Annotated in this window: 16 protein-coding genes; 12 read left to right on the top strand and 4 right to left on the bottom strand. The window is 73.5% G+C overall.

What is annotated here, in order from left to right; genetic code table 11:
• Positions 1-64: 64 nt before the first annotated feature.
• From eat to HNQ79_RS14170, 3 genes are all read left to right on the top strand, one after another.
• Entirely contained in the window at positions 65-1,549 is a 1,485-nt protein-coding gene (gene eat / locus HNQ79_RS14160) for an ethanolamine permease (protein ID WP_229923574.1), read from the top strand.
• Between the two features lie 32 nt (positions 1,550-1,581).
• Complete coding sequence (locus tag HNQ79_RS14165; RefSeq protein WP_185030794.1) at positions 1,582-2,325, top strand: gamma-glutamyl-gamma-aminobutyrate hydrolase family protein; 744 nt, start codon at positions 1,582-1,584, stop codon at positions 2,323-2,325.
• A 159-nt stretch (positions 2,326-2,484) separates the two neighbouring features.
• On the top strand, positions 2,485-3,948 hold the full coding sequence (locus HNQ79_RS14170) for an SDR family oxidoreductase (protein WP_373312588.1): 1,464 nt from the start codon (positions 2,485-2,487) through the stop codon (positions 3,946-3,948).
• A gap of 87 nt (positions 3,949-4,035) precedes the next feature.
• Here the strand turns inward: HNQ79_RS14170 and HNQ79_RS14175 are convergent, their stop codons facing one another.
• The gene (locus HNQ79_RS14175) at positions 4,036-4,500 is read right to left on the bottom strand and encodes a hypothetical protein (RefSeq protein ID WP_185030796.1); all 465 of its coding nucleotides are present in this window, start codon (positions 4,498-4,500) and stop codon (positions 4,036-4,038) included.
• Positions 4,501-4,655: 155 nt separating this feature from the next.
• Complete coding sequence (locus HNQ79_RS14180) at positions 4,656-5,585, bottom strand: LysR family transcriptional regulator (protein WP_185030798.1); 930 nt, start codon at positions 5,583-5,585, stop codon at positions 4,656-4,658.
• 70 nt (positions 5,586-5,655) lie between these two features.
• Between HNQ79_RS14180 and HNQ79_RS14185 the strand changes: the two genes are divergently transcribed.
• Complete coding sequence (locus HNQ79_RS14185; RefSeq protein ID WP_185030800.1) at positions 5,656-6,807, top strand: TDT family transporter; 1,152 nt, start codon at positions 5,656-5,658, stop codon at positions 6,805-6,807.
• Here the strand turns inward: HNQ79_RS14185 and HNQ79_RS14190 are convergent.
• Positions 6,755-7,501, bottom strand: a complete 747-nt coding sequence (locus tag HNQ79_RS14190; protein WP_185030802.1) for a helical backbone metal receptor — start codon at positions 7,499-7,501, stop codon at positions 6,755-6,757. The genes HNQ79_RS14185 and HNQ79_RS14190 overlap by 53 nt on opposite strands.
• The gene (locus HNQ79_RS14195) at positions 7,498-8,088 is read right to left on the bottom strand and encodes a helix-turn-helix domain-containing protein (protein ID WP_185030804.1); all 591 of its coding nucleotides are present in this window, start codon (positions 8,086-8,088) and stop codon (positions 7,498-7,500) included. Before HNQ79_RS14195 ends, HNQ79_RS14190 begins: the two co-directional genes overlap by 4 nt.
• A 354-nt stretch (positions 8,089-8,442) precedes the next feature.
• Between HNQ79_RS14195 and HNQ79_RS14200 the strand changes: the two genes are divergently transcribed.
• The 8 genes from HNQ79_RS14200 (at position 8,443) to HNQ79_RS14235 (ending at position 17,304) form a co-directional block, all read left to right on the top strand.
• Positions 8,443-9,348, top strand: coding sequence for a 5'-3' exonuclease (locus HNQ79_RS14200; RefSeq protein ID WP_229923591.1), 906 nt, complete (start codon positions 8,443-8,445; stop codon positions 9,346-9,348).
• A gap of 55 nt (positions 9,349-9,403) precedes the next feature.
• The gene (locus HNQ79_RS14205) at positions 9,404-10,240 is read left to right on the top strand and encodes a siderophore-interacting protein (RefSeq protein ID WP_185030808.1); all 837 of its coding nucleotides are present in this window, start codon (positions 9,404-9,406) and stop codon (positions 10,238-10,240) included.
• A gap of 257 nt (positions 10,241-10,497) precedes the next feature.
• Positions 10,498-11,082 carry a sigma-70 family RNA polymerase sigma factor gene (locus HNQ79_RS14210; RefSeq protein ID WP_185030809.1) on the top strand — a complete coding sequence of 195 codons (585 nt, stop codon included), beginning with the start codon at positions 10,498-10,500 and terminating at the stop codon, positions 11,080-11,082.
• Positions 11,079-11,825, top strand: coding sequence for an anti-sigma factor (locus HNQ79_RS14215; RefSeq protein ID WP_185030811.1), 747 nt, complete (start codon positions 11,079-11,081; stop codon positions 11,823-11,825). Before HNQ79_RS14210 ends, HNQ79_RS14215 begins: the two co-directional genes overlap by 4 nt.
• Complete coding sequence (locus HNQ79_RS14220; protein ID WP_185030813.1) at positions 11,822-13,240, top strand: cryptochrome/photolyase family protein; 1,419 nt, start codon at positions 11,822-11,824, stop codon at positions 13,238-13,240. The genes HNQ79_RS14215 and HNQ79_RS14220 overlap by 4 nt, the downstream gene beginning before the upstream one ends.
• Before the next feature lie 195 nt (positions 13,241-13,435).
• Positions 13,436-15,289, top strand: a complete 1,854-nt coding sequence (locus HNQ79_RS14225; protein WP_373312582.1) for a molybdopterin-dependent oxidoreductase — start codon at positions 13,436-13,438, stop codon at positions 15,287-15,289.
• Between the two features lie 66 nt (positions 15,290-15,355).
• Positions 15,356-16,015 carry a fasciclin domain-containing protein gene (locus HNQ79_RS14230; RefSeq protein WP_185030817.1) on the top strand — a complete coding sequence of 220 codons (660 nt, stop codon included), beginning with the start codon at positions 15,356-15,358 and terminating at the stop codon, positions 16,013-16,015.
• Between the two features lie 218 nt (positions 16,016-16,233).
• On the top strand, positions 16,234-17,304 hold the full coding sequence (locus tag HNQ79_RS14235; RefSeq protein WP_185030819.1) for an RluA family pseudouridine synthase: 1,071 nt from the start codon (positions 16,234-16,236) through the stop codon (positions 17,302-17,304).
• Positions 17,305-17,432: the final 128 nt, after the last annotated feature.

Below are 17,432 nucleotides of genomic sequence, written 5' to 3' on the forward strand. Positions count from 1 at the left end.
GGGAGCCGTTCCGGCCGCAATGGTGTGGTCCCACACCATTGTCAGGCGACGGCGGGAGCGGCCCATGGCCACGGACGGACAGGGTTCCACGGACACGGCCGGATCCACCGGCGGACCGGGGAGCGGCGGCGGACCCGACGTCACGGACGACTACCTGAAACGGCGCACTCTGCGCCGGGGCAGCGCGGGCTGGCTGCTGCTCACCGGGCTCGGCGTCGCCTACGTGGTCTCCGGGGACTTCTCCGGCTGGAACGTCGGCCTCTCCAAGGGCGGCTTCGGCGGCCTCGCGATCGCCACCCTCCTGATGGGCGCGATGTACGCCTGCCTGGTCTTCGCCCTCGCGGAACTGTCCGCCATCCTGCCCACGGCGGGCGGCGGCTACGGCTTCGCCCGCCGGGCGCTGGGCACCTGGGGCGGCTTCCTGACCGGCACGGCGATCCTCATCGAGTACATCCTCGCCCCGGCCGCGATCTCCATCTTCATCGGCGACTACGTCGAGTCGCTGAACCTGTTCGGCCTGACCTCCGGCTGGCCGGTGTATCTCGCCTGCTTCGCCGTCTTCATCGGCATCCACCTGTGGGGCGTCGGCGAGGCGCTGCGCTTCAGTCTGGTCGTCACGGCCATCGCGGTGGCCGCGCTGCTGATCTTCGCGGTGGGCGCGTTCACCGAGTTCAACGCGGACGGCCTGAACGACATCCCGGTCGACGAGGACGCGCTCGGGGCGAACTCCTGGCTGCCGTTCGGCCTGCTCGGCATCTGGGCGGCGTTCCCGTTCGGCATGTGGTTCTTCCTGGGGGTGGAGGGGGTGCCGCTTGCCGCCGAGGAGGCGAAGGACCCGGTGCGGTCGATGCCGCGCGCGCTGTCGATCTCCATGGGCATCCTGGTCCTGCTCGCCATGCTGACCTTCTTCGCCGCGACGGGTGCCCGCGGTTCGGCGGCCGTGCAGGACGCGGGCAATCCGCTGGTCGTGGCGCTGCAGGGCGACGGCCCGGCCACCGGGCTGAGCCGCTTCGTGAACTACGCCGGGCTGGCCGGGCTCGTCGCGTCGTTCTTCTCCCTCATCTACGCGGGCTCCCGCCAGCTCTTCGCCCTGTCCCGGGCCGGCTACCTCCCCCGGTTCCTCTCGCTCACCAGCCGGCGCAAGGCCCCCTACCTCGGGCTGCTGATACCCGGCGCGATCGGCTTCGCGCTCGCCGCGTCCACCGGCAACGGGGCCCGGATGCTCAACATCGCCGTCTTCGGCGCGACCATCTCGTACGCCCTGATGGCCCTGTCGCACATTGTCCTGCGCCGCCGTGAGCCGGACCTGCCCCGGCCGTACCGCACGCCCGGCGGCGTGATCACCTCGTCGACGGCGTTCGTGCTGGCACTGTTCGCGCTGGTGGCGACGTTCCTGGTGGACAAGGACGCGGCGCTGATCGCACTGGTCGTGTACGTCGTCGCGCTGGCCTACTTCGCCCTCTATTCTCGGCACCGGCTGGTCGCCTCGGCGCCCGAGGAGGAGTTCGCGGCACTGGCCGCCGCCGAGGCCGAACTGGAACGCAAGTAACCCCCGTACCGCTTCAGTGGGAGGAACCGCACGTGTCCGTCAAGCCCCTCGTCGGCATCAGCACCTACCTGGAGTCGTCCGTGCGATGGGGCGTCTGGGACCTTCCCGCCGCCCTGGTCCCCGCGGGCTACCCGCAGCTCGTCCAGGCGTCGGGCGGCAGCGCCCTCCTGCTGCCGCCCGACGATCCGGCGTACGCGGCCCAGGTCGTCGCCCGGCTCGACGCGCTGGTGATCGCGGGAGGCCCCGACGTGGATCCCGTACGGTACGCAGCCGAGCGCGAGCCGCGCACCGGGCCGCCCGCCACGGCGCGCGACGCGTGGGAACTGGCCCTGATCCGGGCGGCGTTGGACTCCCGGACCCCGCTGCTCGGCGTGTGCCGGGGCATGCAGCTGCTGAACGTGGCGCTCGGCGGGACCCTCGTCCAGCACCTCGACGGGCACGCCGTGACGGTCGGCGCCTTCGGGACCCACCCGGTACGGACGGTGCCCGGCACGCGCTGCGCGGAGATCCTGCCGGGCAGCAGCGACGTACCGGCCTACCACCACCAGGCCGTCCTGCGGGTGGGCGAGGGCCTGGTGGTCTCCGCGTACGCGGCGGACGGCACCGTGGAGGCGATCGAACTCCCGGGCGAGAGCTGGGCGTTGGGCGTCCAGTGGCACCCGGAGATGGGCACCGACCTGCGGCTGTCACAGGCACTGGTGTCGGCCGCCCTCGGCGTCCCCCACGAGGCAGGGACGGCGGGAGCCGACGGCGTCCTGACCGCCGGACGCCCGTAGGGACACGCCCCGGCTGCAACGGCGCACCGAAGGCTCCGTTCACCCGTCCGCGCACCCATCCGCCCGCCCCGCCGCTCCGAATCACCCGCGGGGGTTCACAGTGGAGGGGCGGGAAGACGGAAGTCACAGGAGCGAGGAGGCGACGGCGTGCGGTGTCTGGTGACCGGGGCGAGCGGCTACATCGGCGGAAGGCTGGTGCCCGAACTGCTGGCCGCCGGGTACGAAGTGCGCTGTCTGGCGCGCACCCCCGCCAAGCTGCGGGACTTCCCCTGGGCCGGGCAGGTGGAGACGGTACGGGGTGACGTGACGGACCCGGAGTCGACGCGCCGGGCCATGGAGGGGGTGGATGTCGCGTACTACCTGGTGCACGCCCTCGGCACCGGCAAGGGCTTCGAGAGGACCGACCGGGAAGCCGCGCGGAACTTCGGCGAGCAGGCGAACCGGGCCGGCGTCGGGCGCATCGTCTACCTGGGCGGACTCACCCCGGCCGGAGTCGCGGAGCACGAGCTGTCGCCGCATCTGCGTTCGCGTGCCGAGGTCGGGCGGATCCTGATGGACTCCGGGGTCCCGACGGCGGCCCTGCGCGCGGCGGTGATCATCGGTTCGGGCTCGGCGTCGTTCGAGATGCTGCGGTACCTGACGGAGCGGCTGCCGCTGATGGTGACGCCCAGCTGGGTGCGCACCCGGATCCAGCCGGTCGCGGTGCGGGACGTGCTGCGGCTGCTCGTCGGCTGCGCCCGGCTCCCGGAGGACGTGAACCGGACCTTCGACGTCGGCGGGCCGGACGTCCTCACCTACCGGGACATGATGCAGCGGTACGCCCGGGTGGCCGGGCTCCCCCGGCGGCTGATCCTGCCCCTGCCGGTGCTCACCCCGGGACTGTCCAGCCACTGGGTGGGGCTGATCACGCCGGTTCCCGCGTCGATCGCCCGGCCGCTCGCGGAGTCGCTGCGGCACGAGGTGGTGTGCGCGGAGCACGACATCGAGCAGTACGTACCCCGCGCGGCCCAGGACCAGGACGGCGGGCCGATCGGCTTCGAACGGGCCGTGGAGCTGGCGTTGCGCCGGGTCCAGGAGGCCGACGTCACCACCCGCTGGTCGAACGCGTCCGTGCCGGGAACGCCGAGCGACCCGCTGCCCACCGACCCCGCCTGGGCGGGCGGCAGCCTCTACACCGACCTGCGGGAAGCGGTGGTGGACGCCACGCCGGAACGGCTGTGGCGGGTGATCGAAGGCATCGGCGGAGAGAACGGCTGGTACTCGTTCCCGCTGGCCTGGGCGGTACGGGGGTGGATGGACCGCCTGGTGGGCGGCGTGGGCCTGCGGCGCGGACGGCGGGACGCGGCGCGGCTGCGGGTCGGGGACTCGCTCGACTTCTGGCGGGTCGAGGAGATCGAGCCGGGGAAGCTGCTGCGGCTGCGGGCCGAGATGCGGGTGCCGGGGCTCGCCTGGCTGGAGCTGGCCGTCGAACGGGACGAGCGGGGCCGGACGGTCTACCGGCAGCGGGCGGTCTTCCACCCGCACGGGCTGGCCGGGCACGCGTACTGGTGGAGCGTGGCACCGTTCCACGGCGTGGTGTTCGGCGGGATGGTGCGCAACATCGCGGCAGCCGCGACCGCGTGACGGCACGTCTCCGCCTAGTGGGCGGGTGACGTCGCGTCGGCCGCGGTCGCGGCAGCCCGTCGTGAGTCCGCGCGGACGCGCCCGGACTCAGAGCTTCGTACCGGCGAGAAGTTTTGTCAGCGGCCCGCGGCTGTGCTGCTCGACCCGGCGGCCCGCCGCGAAGGACGCGGCGCCCAGCGCGACGACTCCCGCGCCCGCCCCGGCGACGATCGCCTTGCGGTTGTTGATGAGCGTCCACGCCGTGGTGGCCTTCGACGCGACCTTCCCGGAAGCGGACTCCAGGGCCTGCTTCCCGGCCTGGACCCCCTTGAGCCCTGCGGCCGTCGCGCTCTGCGCGGCGCTCGTCGCCTTCCCGGCGACGTCCTTCACGGGTGTGGTGGCGTCCTTGGCCTTGTCGGCGGCGCCCTTGGCCTGCGAAGTGGTGTCCTGGGCAGTGGCCTTGGTGTCGGTCGCGGCCTTCTTGGCATCGGTGGCGGTGGACTTCGCGGCACCGGTGGCATGGGACTTGGCATCGGTGGCAGTGGACTTGGCGTTCGAATTCTGTGCAGTCATGAACACCGGGTATCCGCTCGTCCACACCGCAAACAACAACACGCGGCCCAAGAGGGCGACCGGTTCGCCCCGGTCGGGTTCCGGCAACGGGTCCCGGTCCACGTGACGGTTCATCAGGACGTGGGCCGGGAGCCGTTGTTGCCCGCCGCTCCGCGTCATCGCTCCCGCGTCAGCCCCAGCAGGTCCCTTCCCGGGCCCACCGGCGCCGGCCCCACGGGCCAGACCGCGCGCAGGTCGCGGCGCAGTTCCACCCCGTCCACCTCGACCGGCACCAGCCGGCGCGCGCCCACTTCCTCCCCCACGGCCAGTTCGCTCAGCACGCTCGGTCCCGCCCCGCTCACGGCCGCGGCCTTCACGGCCGTCGTGGAGGACAGTTCGAGGAGGGGCAGCGCGAGGCCGCCGTACGGGGCGAGGGCCGCATCGAGGACCTGCCGGGTTCCCGACCCCTCCTCGCGCAGGATCAGCGGCGTGGACGCCAGCTCGGCCGCGCCCACCGGTCGCCGGCGCCGCGCCCACGGGTGGCCCGGTGCCGTGACGACCACCAGCCGGTCGCGCCTGATGACCACCCCGTCCAGCCCCTCCGGCATCGCCGTGCCCTCCACGAACCCCAGGTCCGCGGATCCGTCGAGCAGGCTCCGGGCCACGGCCGCGGAGTTGCCGGCCTGGAGCGAGACCGCCGTGCCGGGCCGTTCCGCCTGGAGGGCGACGAGCCAGCCCGGCAGCAGGTACTCGGCGATCGTCATGCTCGCGGCGACACGCAGCCGCGAATCCCGCTGTCCGCGCAGCGCCCGCGCCCCCGCGTCGAACGCCTCGGCGGCCTCCACGATCCGCCGCGACCAGTCGGTGACGAGGACTCCGGCCTCCGTCAGCCGCGAACCCCGCGGCGAACGCTCGACCAGGGTCACGCCGAGCTGCCGCTCCATCGACCGGATCCGGCCGCTCGCGGCGGGCTGCGAGACGCCCAGCTCCTTGGCGGCGCGCCCCAGGCTGCCGAGCCGGGCCACGGCGAGCAGCAGTTCCATGGCGGCCAGGTCCGGGACGCGATGCGAGAGAGGGGACGGGAGGGACGGTTCGCCGGGGCTCATAACCCCAGCTTATGTCCTCATAGAGGCGTTGTCCCTGGTGGGAGGGACAGCCGCGGCGGACCCTGGTGCCATGGCCCTCACCACGCAGCAGCTCCTCCCCCGCACCCCCGAACGCGCCGCTCCCGTCGCGCCGTCCCCGCAGCTGCGTCACCTCGGCCCCCACTGGTACGCCACCGTGATGGGCACCGCCGTCCTGGCCACCGCCGGCAGCGCCCTCCCGTACCGTTCGCCCGTCCTGCACGCCGCGCTGACCGCGTCCTGGGTGCTGGCCGCGCTCGTTCTGTTCGTCCTGGTGACGGCCCGCGGCGCGCACTGGCACCACCACCGCGACCAGGCCCGCGCCCATCTCCTCGATCCGGCGGTCGCCCCGTTCTACGGCTGCCTCGCCATGGCGGTGCTCGCCGTCGGCGGGGGTGCCGCGACCGTGGGGCAGGACGTGCTGGGTCCTGCGACGGCGCTGGGGGTGGCGTCGGTGCTGTGGAGTGCGGGGACCGTGCTCGCGCTGCTGGCGGCGGCGGTCGTCCCGTACCTGATGGTGGTGCGGCACCGCATCGAGGGGGTGGCCGCCGCCTCTCCCGTGTGGCTGCTGCCGCTGGTCGCGCCAATGGTGTCGGCCGCGCTGGGCCCGCAGCTGATGCCGCATCTGCCGCAGGGCCAGCCCCGTACGGCGATGCTGCTCGCCTGTTACGCCCTGTTCGGGCTGAGTCTGCTGGCGACGCTGCTGATCCTGCCGCTGGTGCTGGCGCGGCTGCTCGTGCACGGTCCGCTGCCGCTGCCGCTCACGCCGACACTGTTCCTGGTGCTGGGACCGCTCGGCCAGTCCACGACCGCCGTCAATCAGCTCGCCGACGTGGCTCCGGGCGCGATAGGCGCGACGTACGCGCACGGCTTCCAGGCCTTCGCCGTCGTCTACGGCGTCCCCGTGCTGGGCTTCGCGCTGCTGTGGCTGGCACTGGCGGTGGCGATGGTCGTACGGGGAGCCCGCGCCGGGATGCCGTTCGCGATGACGTGGTGGGGTTTCACCTTCCCCGTGGGCACGTGCGTGACGGGGGCGGCGGGACTGGCCCGGCACACCGGGCTCGACGCCCTGCTCTGGCTCGCGACGGCACTGTTCGTGCTGCTCGTCGCCGCCTGGGCGGTGACGGCCTTCCGTACCGTACGGGGCCTGCTCAGCGGCGCGCTGCTCGCAGGGCCGCGCCCAGCACGGCCGGCGCTCGGGTGAGCGAGGGCCCGTACCAGGTGAGCATCCGCCCGTCGACGAGGGCCGCCGCACGGCCGGGGAAAGCCTCCGGCCCGTCCTCGGCGGTGAACCGGTAGGGCTCGTCCGGCAGGACCACCAACTCGGCTTCGCAGACGTGGAGTTCGTCGATTCCGATCCTCGGGTAGCGGTCCTCGTGCGAGGCGTACGCGTTCGCCACGCCGAGCCGGCGCAGCAGGTCCCCGGCGAAGGTGTCCCGGCCCAGCACCATCCACGGCCGCCGCCAGACCGGCACGACCGCCCGGCACGGCGCGGCCAGCACCGGCACCGCGTCCCAAGCCGCCCGCGCGTCGTCCATCCAGGTCACGCGCCCGGCGGCCCCGCAGGCGCGCAGTGTCCTGGCCAGTTCGGCGAAGGCCTGCTGAAGGGTGCGCACCTCGGTGACGAGGACCTCGACGCCCGCCTCCCGCAGGGCGGCCACGTCCGGTGCGCGGTTCTCCTCCTCGTTGGCGAGCACGAGATCGGGGCGCAGCGCGAGGACCGCCGGGACGTCCGGGTTCTTGGTACCGCCGACGCGCACGACGCCGGGCCCGAGGTCCGCCGGGTGCGTGCACCAGTCCGTGGCGCCGACGAGCGCCCCGGGCACGGTGACGGCGACGGCCTCGGTCAGCGAGGGGACCAGCGAGACGACCCGTTTCCGCGGCGGTTCCGTGCTCACCGCCGGGACCCGTCCGCCGCGTCGATGTGCTCGGCGACCGCCACGACCACGAGTCGCGTGCCGGGTTCGGTGGCCCGCCAGCGGTGCCGGACGCCGCCGGACAGGTGCAGCGCGTCGCCCCTGGACAGCCGGTAGGCGCGGCCCTCCGCCTCGACCTCCACCGCGCCGTCGGCGACGTACATCAGCTCGTCGTTGCGGTGCTGGTACTCCCGCCCCGCGTCCTGCATCCCGGTGAATTCCAGGGCGTGCAGCTGATGGTGTCCGCGCACCAACGGCCGTACCCCCGCACCCGGTTCCAGGCCGGGGTCCTCGCCGGCCCGTACGAGGTCCACCGACAGCGCGGAGTCCGCGGCGGCGAGGAGCTGCGGCGCGGTCGTCTCCAGGGCGTCCGCGACCCGCTGGAGCGAACGCATGCTGGGTCTGGCCCGCTCGTTCTCTATCTGACTGAGGAAGGGCACGGACAGTCCGCTGCGCTCGGCGACCACGGCGAGGGTCAGCCCCAGGGCGCGGCGGCGCCTGCGCACTGCCGTACCGACCCGGACGATCGCCTTGTCGTCCTTCTTGTCGTCCTTGTCGTCCCTCGGCATCGCTCCGGCCCTCCTCCCCGCCCCGTCCCGTTCTTCCACCGACGCACAGCAGCCTACGCAATTTCACCCCACGGTTTCCCACACACGTCACACCTGGGTGACACAACTGCTTCCGCCGCGAAGTCACTCGCCCGCGTCCAGAACCCCTACGGGACACCGCGGCCGGAACGGTCCCCGGCGTCCCGCCGCACCACACCCTCTCTTCCTGAACGGTGTGACAGCGCAGGGGACTTGAGGACCGATCAGCTCTCGCGCATGCCGTCCTGCGTGCGACGCCCGAATCCTGCCCCCCGGCCCGGTCCCGGGCCGCTGTCACTGGTGTGCGGCATCATCGGGAACGTGACCCGACGCCTGATGCTCCTCGACACCGCTTCCCTCTACTACCGGGCCTACTTCGGGGTCCCGGACTCGGTCCGCGCACCCGACGGCACCCCCGTCAACGCGGTGCGCGGGCTGCTGGACTTCATCGCCCGCTTGGTCCACGACCACAAACCGGACGACCTGGTCGCCTGCTGGGACAACGACTGGCGCCCCCAGTGGCGGGTCGACCTGATCCCGTCCTACAAGGCGCACCGCGTCGCCGAGGAGATCGAGGGCGCACCGGACGCCGAGGAGACCCCCGACACCCTCTCCCCGCAGGTCCCGGTCATCGAAGAGGTCCTCGCCGCACTGGGCATCGCCCGGGTCGGCTCGGACGGGTACGAGGCGGACGACGTGATCGGCACCCTGACCGCCCGGGCAGAGGGACCGGTCGACGTCGTCACCGGCGACCGGGACCTCTTCCAGCTCGTCGACGACGCCCGCGGGCGCCGCATCCTCTATCCGATCAAGGGCGTCGGCACGCTCCAGGTCACCGACGAGGCATGGCTGCGGGAACGGTACGGGGTGGACGGCCCCGGTTACGTCGACCTGGCCCTGCTGCGCGGCGACCCGAGCGACGGCCTGCCGGGCGTACCCGGTGTCGGCGAGAAGACCGCCGCCAAGCTGCTCGACGCGTACGGGAACCTGGCCGGGATCATGGCGGCCGTCGACGACCCCGCCTCCAAGCTCACCCCCTCCCAGCGCCGGAAACTGGACGAGGCCCGCCCCTACCTCGCGGTCGCGCCGAAGGTCGTACGGGTCGCCGACGACGTCCCCCTCCCGTCCTTCGACCCGGCACTGCCCTCAGCCCCCCGCGACCCGGCGGCACTGGAGGCTCTGGCACAGCGGTACGGCTTGGGCGGCTCTTTGCAGCGACTTCTCTCCGTACTCCCGGACTGAGCTGTTAGCTTAGGTAAGCCTAAGCAATGCAGCAGAGCGTTTTGGGGAGAGCACCGTGGCAGAACGACCGGCCCGTAAGGCACCGCGAGCCCACGAAGCGACGGTGGTGCGCACCGAGCGGATCACCCCGCACATGGTGCGCGTCGTCCTCGGCGGCGAGGCTCTCGCGACCCTCGGCGCCGACGAGTTCACCGACCACTACGTGAAAGTGCTCTTCCCCGTGCCCGGGGTGACCTACCCGGAGCCCTTCGACATGGCCCGCATCCGCGAGGAGTTCCCGGCCGAGCAGTGGCCGGTCAACCGGACGTACACGGTGCGCAGCTGGGACGCCGGGGCCCGCGAGCTGGCCATCGACTTCGTGGTGCACGGCGACGAGGGCCTGGCCGGCCCGTGGGCGGCCCGCGTCCAGCCCGGCGAAACGGTGCGCTTCCTGGGGCCGGGCGGCGGTTACGTGCCGGACCCGGCCGCGGACTGGCACCTGCTCGTCGGCGACGAGAGCGCGCTGCCGGCGATCGCCGCCTCCCTGGAGCGGATGCCTCCGGGCGCGGTGGTGCACGCCTTCATCGAGGTCCAGGACGCGGCCGAGGAGCAGAAGATCGACCCGCCGGACGGCGTCTCGGTGACCTGGCTGCACCGCGAGGGCCGCCCGGTCGGCGAGCAACTGGTGACGGCCGTGCGCGAGCTGGACTTCCCCTCCGGCGACGTCCACGCGTTCGTGCACGGTGAGGCGGGCTTCGTGAAGGAGCTGCGCCGCCACCTGCGCATCGACCGCCAGATCCCCCGCGAACGGCTCTCCATCTCGGGCTACTGGCGTCTGGGCCAGGACGACGACACGTGGCGCGCGGTCAAGCGGGAGTGGAACGAGCAGGTGGAGCGCGAGCAGGAGCAGTAGCGCAACCGAGGGGACGGGCATGGTCCGACCACATCCGGGACACCCGGCACATCCGGCACAGGAGGGCGCGGAGCCAGCAGGCGCCGCGCCCTCCTGCCGTCGCCCCTCGCCCCGCGCCCTGCTCCTCCGCCTGCCCCAGTGAGTCGCAGCCCCGCGCACGCGTCCGGCGGGGCAAGCTGACCAATCCGGGCGGGCGCCCGCTCCGAACACCCTGTGGGAGCCAGTGTCCGCAGAGCGAGAGCGAAGGAAAAACCCGCGTGGAAGAAGCCGTCCAGTTCAGTGGAGCAGCCCCCTCGGGGCCGGACCTCCAGGAGCTCATCGGGCGAGTGGCCAGGGGCGACCAGGACGCCTTCGGCCGGGTGTACGACCTGGTCAGCGGCCCGGTCCTGGGGTTGATCCGCAGCGTGCTGCGCGATCCGGCGCAGTCCGAGGAGGTCGCCCAGGAGGTTCTGGTGGAGGTGTGGCGCACCGCCGCCCGCTTCCAGCCGGCCCGCGGCAGCGGGATGACCTGGGTGCTGACCCTGGCGCACCGCAGGGCCGTCGACCGGGTGCGTTCGGCGCAGGCATCGACGGACCGGGAGCAGCGGGCCGCGCTGCTCGACCGTACCCCCGCGTTCGACGAGGTCACCGAACAGGTGGAGGCCCGGCTGGAGCGCGAGCAGGTGCGCCGCTGCCTGCGCACGCTCACCGAGCTGCAACGCCAGTCGGTGACCCTGGCGTACTACCGCGGTCTCGCGTACCGCGAGGTCGCGGAGCTCCTCTCCGTACCACTGGGGACCGTCAAGACCCGTATGCGCGACGGACTGATCCGGCTGCGCGACTGCCTGGGAGTGGGCGCATGAGCACGGCCGAACTGCACACGCTGACCGGCGCGTACGCGCTGCACGCACTGCCCGACGACGAACGCGCCGCCTTCGAGCGGCACCTCGCGGACTGCCCCTCCTGCACGCAGGAGGTACGCGAACTGGCCTCCACGGCGGCCCGGCTGGGCCGCGCCATGACGGAGAACCCGCCGGCCCGCATGAAGGACGAGGTCCTGCGGCGCATCGCGGCCGAACGCCAGGAAGGCCCACTGGCGGGCCGTCAGGCCCGGGTGCCGGGCAGATACGGGCGGGCCGCTTCCCGGTTCGTGCTGGCCGCGTGCGTCGCGGCGGCGGCCGCGTTCGGCGGTGTCGCCCTGTGGCAGTACGACGAGGCCCAGAACGCCCGTCAGCAGGCGCAGGCCGCCCAGACGCAGGCCGAGGCCCTGGCGTCGGTACTGGCCGCACCGGACGCGAAGGCCGCGACGGGCCGGGTCGGGGACGGCGCGTCGGCCACGGTCGTGGTGTCCCGCAGCCGGAACCGGGCGGCGTTCGTGGCGGCCGGGCTTCCGCAGCCGCCGCCCGGCAAGGTCTACCAGCTGTGGTTCAACGACGGCGGCACCATGCGTGCGGCCGGACTGATGGACCCCAAGGCGCGCACCGACGCGGTGCTCCTCGACGGCCCGGTCGGCAGTGCGTCCGGCATGGGTCTCACGGTCGAACCCGCCGGAGGTTCCGCCGCTCCCACGTCGGACCCGCTCGCAGTGATGGACTTTCCCGCATGAGCCGAACGACTCCCCCCGCCCCGCCGTCCGCCACGTCCGGCGGCCGGGTCGCCGTCGTCCTCTTCACCTCCGACCTGCGCGTCCACGACCAGCCGGTACTGCGGGCCGCACTGCGCGGGGCCGACGAGGTGGTCCCGCTGTTCGTGCTCGACGACGGGGTGCGGGAGGCGGGTTTCGCCGTACCCAACCGGCGCGCCTTCCTCGCCGACTGCCTGGCCGGGCTGGACGCGGAACTGCGCGCGAGGGGCGGCCGGCTGGTCGTCCGTACCGGACGGGTGGTGGACGAGGTCGCCCGGGTGGTGGCCGAGACCGGCGCACTGACGGTGCACGTCGCGGGCGGGGTCAGCGGGTACGCCACCGGACGCGAGCAGCGGTTGCGTACCGCGCTGGCCGCTCACGGCTGCGAGCTGGCGGTGCATGACGCGGTGATCACCGTGCTGCCGCCCGGCGCGGTGACTCCGACGGGTGCCGGCAGCGACCACTTCGCCGTGTTCACGCCGTACCTCCGCCGTTGGGAAACGGCGGGGACGCGTGCGGTGCTCGGGGCGCCGAGGACGGTGCGGGTGCCGGATCGGGTCGCGAGCGACCCCCTCCCCGCCCGCACGTCCGTTCAGAACACCTCGCCGGGGCTGGCTACGGGCGGCGAGCGCACCGCCCGTAAACGCTTCACGGCCTGGCTCGCGGACGGCGTCTCGGGCATCGCCGGCTACGAGGACCAGCACGACGACCTCCCCGGCGACGCCACGTCCCGCCTCTCCCCGTACTTCCACTTCGGGTGCCTGTCGCCCGTGGAGGCGGTGCACCGGGCCCGGCAGAGGGGCGGCCCGGGTGCGGAGGCATTCGTACGCCAGCTGGCCTGGCGGGACTTCCACCACCAGGTCCTCGCCGCCCGCCCCGCGGCCGCGCACGCCGACTACCGTCCGCGGCACGACGCCTGGCGCTCGGACCCGGCCGAGATCGACGCCTGGAAGGCGGGCCTGACCGGTTTCCCGGTGGTCGACGCGGCGATGCGACAACTCGCGCACGAGGGGTGGATGCACAACCGGGGCAGGCTGCTGGTCGCCAGTTTCCTCACCAAGACGCTGTACGTGGACTGGCGGCTGGGGGCCGCCCACTTCCTGTCGCTCCTGGTCGACGGAGACCTCGCCAACAACCAGATGAACTGGCAGTGGGCGGCGGGCACCGGCACCGACACCCGCCCCAACCGCATCCTCAACCCGCTCGCACAGGCCAAACGCTTCGACCCGCACGGCGACTACGTGCGCCGCTGGGTGCCGGAACTGGCGGACTTCGCCGGCTCCGCCGTGCACCAGCCGTGGCGTCTGGAGGGCCCGGCGCGGGCCCGCTTCGACTACCCGGACCCGATCGTCGACCTGGCGGAGAGCCGGGCCCGGTTCGAGCGGGCACGGGGATAGCGGCCGCCGCCCGTACCGGGGACCGCGCCCCGCGCGACGGGCCGTTCCAGGTGCCCGCCTGCCCGACCTGCTCCGGCGACCAGCACATTCGGAGCCGCGGGCCGGCCGGATTGGCCGAAGGCCCGAGAAATACCCGCACGGATGAATCACGCATCCGGACCAATCCGGAACGGGCCTCGGCCCCGAATGCATTGCGTGAGCGAAAAAACCGGAAGTCGACGCACCCTCGCGGCAGCGGTCAGCGGACCGATCGCCGCATTCGCCGCGCTGTGCGTGGCGGAGCTGGTGGCGGCCGCGGTACGCCCCGAGGCGGGACCGGTGGCAGCGGTGGGCGGCGCGGTCGTGGACCGCACCCCGGCCGTCGTGAAGGACTTCGCCATCCGCACCTTCGGCACCGCCGACAAGCTGGTGCTCCAGATCGGCATCCTGACCGTACTGGCCGTGTTCGCGCTGGCCGTCGGTCTGCTGTCGGCCCGGCACCGGCGCACGGCCGCGCTCCTTGTGGCGGGCTTCGGTGTTCTGGGCGCGTGGATCGCCGTGGGACGGCCGGACGGCCGGCTCCTGGACGCGCTGCCCTCGCTGGCCGGAGGACTCGCCGGGTGCGCGGTGCTTCTCGTACTCACCTCGAAGCTGGGCGCACGCCCGTCCCCCGCGGCTGAGGGGAAGACGGCGGCGCCCGGGGGCGGGCACGCAGGTTCCGGTACGGGGAACGTGGGCTCCCCCTCGGACCCGGCCCGCCCCGGGGGCGCGGGGAGTGCGGCCTCCGCGCCCCCCGCCGCCCCGAGCGGGAGGGAGGGGCCGCCCACTGCGGGGGCTGCCCCTTCCCACCCGGCGGGCTCCCCGGAGACGGTGCCCGAGCACTCCGCCGGAAAGCCGACGATGCGCCCGGACGCGTACTCCACCCACGGAACCTCCGGAAGCCAGGACACGGACCGCCCCCGCCCCGCCGGATCGCCGGGCTTCGACCGCCGCGCGTTCGTCGTCGCCGCCTCCGCCTCCGTCGCCGCGTCCGCGGGCGCCGGACTGCTCGGCCGCCACCTCAACTCCGGACGTCAGGCCGACGCCTCCGCCGCCCGGTCCCGGATCGACCTGCCCGCCCCCGCCGAACGGGCCCGCCCGCTCCCTGGGGGCACGGAACTCTCGATCCCCGGCGTCGCTCCGTTCACCACGCCCAACCGGGACTTCTACCGGGTGGACACCGCCCTCGTCGTGCCGCGCGTCGACGCCACCCGCTGGCGGCTGAAGGTGCACGGCCGGGGCGTACGCAGCCCGCTGTCCCTCTCCTTCGACGACCTCCTCAAGCTTCCGCTGATCGAGCGGGACATCACCCTCACCTGCGTGTCGAACCAGGTGGGCGGCCCGTACGTGGGCAACGCGCGCTGGATCGGCGTACGGCTGGCCGACGTCCTGCGCGACGCGGGTGTGCGACCGCCCTCGCGCGGCGGCCCCGCCGACCAGCTGGTCGCCCGTTCGGTCGACGGCATGACGCTCGGCTCACCCGTCGAGACGGTGATGGACGGCCGCGACGCCCTCCTCGCCCTCGGCATGAACGGCGAGCCGCTCCCCTTCGACCACGGCTTCCCCGTCCGCATGGTCGTCCCCGGCCTGTACGGGTACGTCTCGGCGTGCAAGTGGCTCCAGGACCTGGAACTGACCACGTTCGACGACTTCGACGCGTACTGGGTGCGCCGCAAGTGGGCTCGTGAGGCGCCGATCAAGACGCAGTCACGCATCGACACCCCGCGCCCGCTCGCCTCGCCGAAGGCGGGCCCGGTCACCGTGGCCGGCGTCGCCTGGGCCCAGCACCGGGGCATCGCCCGGGTGCAGGTACGGGTCGACGGCGGCCCCTGGCAGGACGCGCGGCTCGCCGCCGAGGCGGGCCGCGACACCTGGCGCCAGTGGACATGGCCGTGGACGGCCACCCCCGGGAACCACACCCTCGAAGTCCGCGCGACGGACCGCGAGGGGGACACCCAGACCGAGCGCCGGGTCGGCACCGTCCCCGACGGTGCCACCGGCCTCCATTCGGTGGTGGTCGCCGTGACCTGACCCACCGGGCACGCCCCGGACCACCGCCCCATACAGCAAGCCCACCCCCTGTTCTAGGAGAACACCATGCGCACCACCCGTACCCTCGCCCGCCGTGCCGCCCTCACCGTCTCCGCGGTGGCCCTCTTCCCCCTCGCCCTGACCGGCTGCTCCGACGGCGGCACGGACAAGGACGCGCCCGCCAAGTCCGAGTCCTCGCAGAGCCAGGCGCCGGAGACGCCCGCCGGGCCCGCCTCCGCCGACCCGATGGCCGCCCCGTTCGGCCCGGGCTGTGCCGGCGTCCCGAAGGAAGGCGCGGGCAGCTTCGACGGCATGGCCAAGGACCCCGTCGCCACCGCCGCCTCCAACAACCCGGCCCTGTCCACCCTCGTCACCGCGGTGAAGAAGGCGGGCCTGGTCGACACCCTCAACAACGCCCAGAACATCACCGTCTTCGCCCCCACCAACGACGCCTTCGCCAAGCTTCCGAAGGCCGACCTGGACGCGGTCCTCGCCGACAAGGACAAGCTCACCAGCATCCTCACCTACCACGTGGTGGGCGAGAAGCTGACGCCCAAGCAGCTGGAGTCGGGCACCTACCCGACCCTCCAGAAGTCCACCCTGACCACCGCCGGATCCGGTGAGTCCTACAAGGTCAACGACAGCTCCAACGTCGTCTGCGGCAACGTCCCGACCGCCAACGCGACGGTCTACATCGTCGACACGGTCCTGATGCCGAAGAGCTGACCCGCCGCACCGAGCAGTTCCGCCGTGTCCGTACGCCCACCCTGTGACGCGTACGGACACGGCTCACTCGCGCGCGGGGCGGGGTGCGCGGGGCGGGGTGCGCGGGGCGGGGCTGGTGGAACGCAGGTCCGCCACCGGGGACAGCCGTCCCGCTCCGTCCTTGCGCGTCACCCACGCGCCGCGGCCCCGCCCCATCGCTCCGTACCCTTGTCCTCGACATGAACCGCAGACCCCGCCGCCGCCCCACCACCGCCCCGCTCCCCCAGCGACAGGGCATCGACCCCGTCCACCTGAGGTTTCCGCCCTTCGCGCCCGGCTTCGCGGATACTCCGGGCGGCGCGGGCACCCCACCTGCACCGGGCAACGCGGACGAAGCAGGCACCCCACGCGCTCCGGCCGCCCAGCGCGTCCCCGGCTCTCCGCCGGTCACCGCCCGCGCGTACCTCCTCAGCCGTCTCGGCGCCGTCGCGGGGCACGACACCGTCGACCGCATGCTCCGGTCCGGTGCGTTCGTCACCGCCGACGGCACCGCTCTCGCTCCGGATGCCCCGTACGTCCCCGGCCTGAGCGTCTGGTTCCACCGCGACCTCGCCCCGGAGCCCTCCGTTCCGTTCCCCGTCGCCGTCCTGCACCGCGACGACCGCCTCCTCGTCGTCGACAAGCCGCACTTCCTCGCCACCACCCCCCGCGGCAGCCACGTCACCGAGACCGCGCTGGCCCGCCTGCGCCGCGACCTCGACCTCCCCGCTCTCAGCCCGGCACACCGCCTCGACCGCCTGACCGCAGGCCTGGTCCTGTTCACGGTCCGCCCGGACGTACGCGGCGCGTACCAAACCCTGTTCCGTGACCGTCAAGTCCACAAGGAGTACGCCGCGTTGGCCCGGTACGACCCCGCCGTCGCCCTTCCCCGCACTCTGCGCAGCCGCATCGAGAAGACGCGCGGCATCGTCGCCGCCCGCGAGGTCCCGGGCGAGCCCAACAGCGAGACGGGCATCGAACTCGTCGACCACAAGGGCGACTTGGGGTGTTACCGCCTCGTCCCGCGCACCGGCCGCACGCACCAGCTCCGCGTCCACATGAACTCCCTCGGCCTCCCGATCCTCGGCGACCCCTACTTCCCCCAGCTCACCGACCCGTCACCCACCGATTTCCGCCGCCCGCTGCAACTCCTGGCCCGCGTCCTGGAGTTCACCGACCCCCTGACCGGGGTCCGGCACCGCTTCGAGTCCCGCCGCACCCTCCAGGCCTGGGCCGACCAGGACGGCTGGACGACGGGCCGCACCCCCTGACCCCCGCGCCACCCGGCTCAGGCCTCGTAGGGCCCTTGCACAGGCAAAAGGCCCCCGCCGGACACCGAAGCGTCCGACGAGGGCCCACCCGAACCGCTGCCGCGGCACGCGGCATCACGGCTTCGGTA

Origin of the sequence: Streptomyces candidus, assembly GCF_014207445.1 — a bacterium.
Taxonomy (GTDB): Bacteria; Actinomycetota; Actinomycetes; order Streptomycetales; family Streptomycetaceae; genus Streptomyces; species Streptomyces candidus.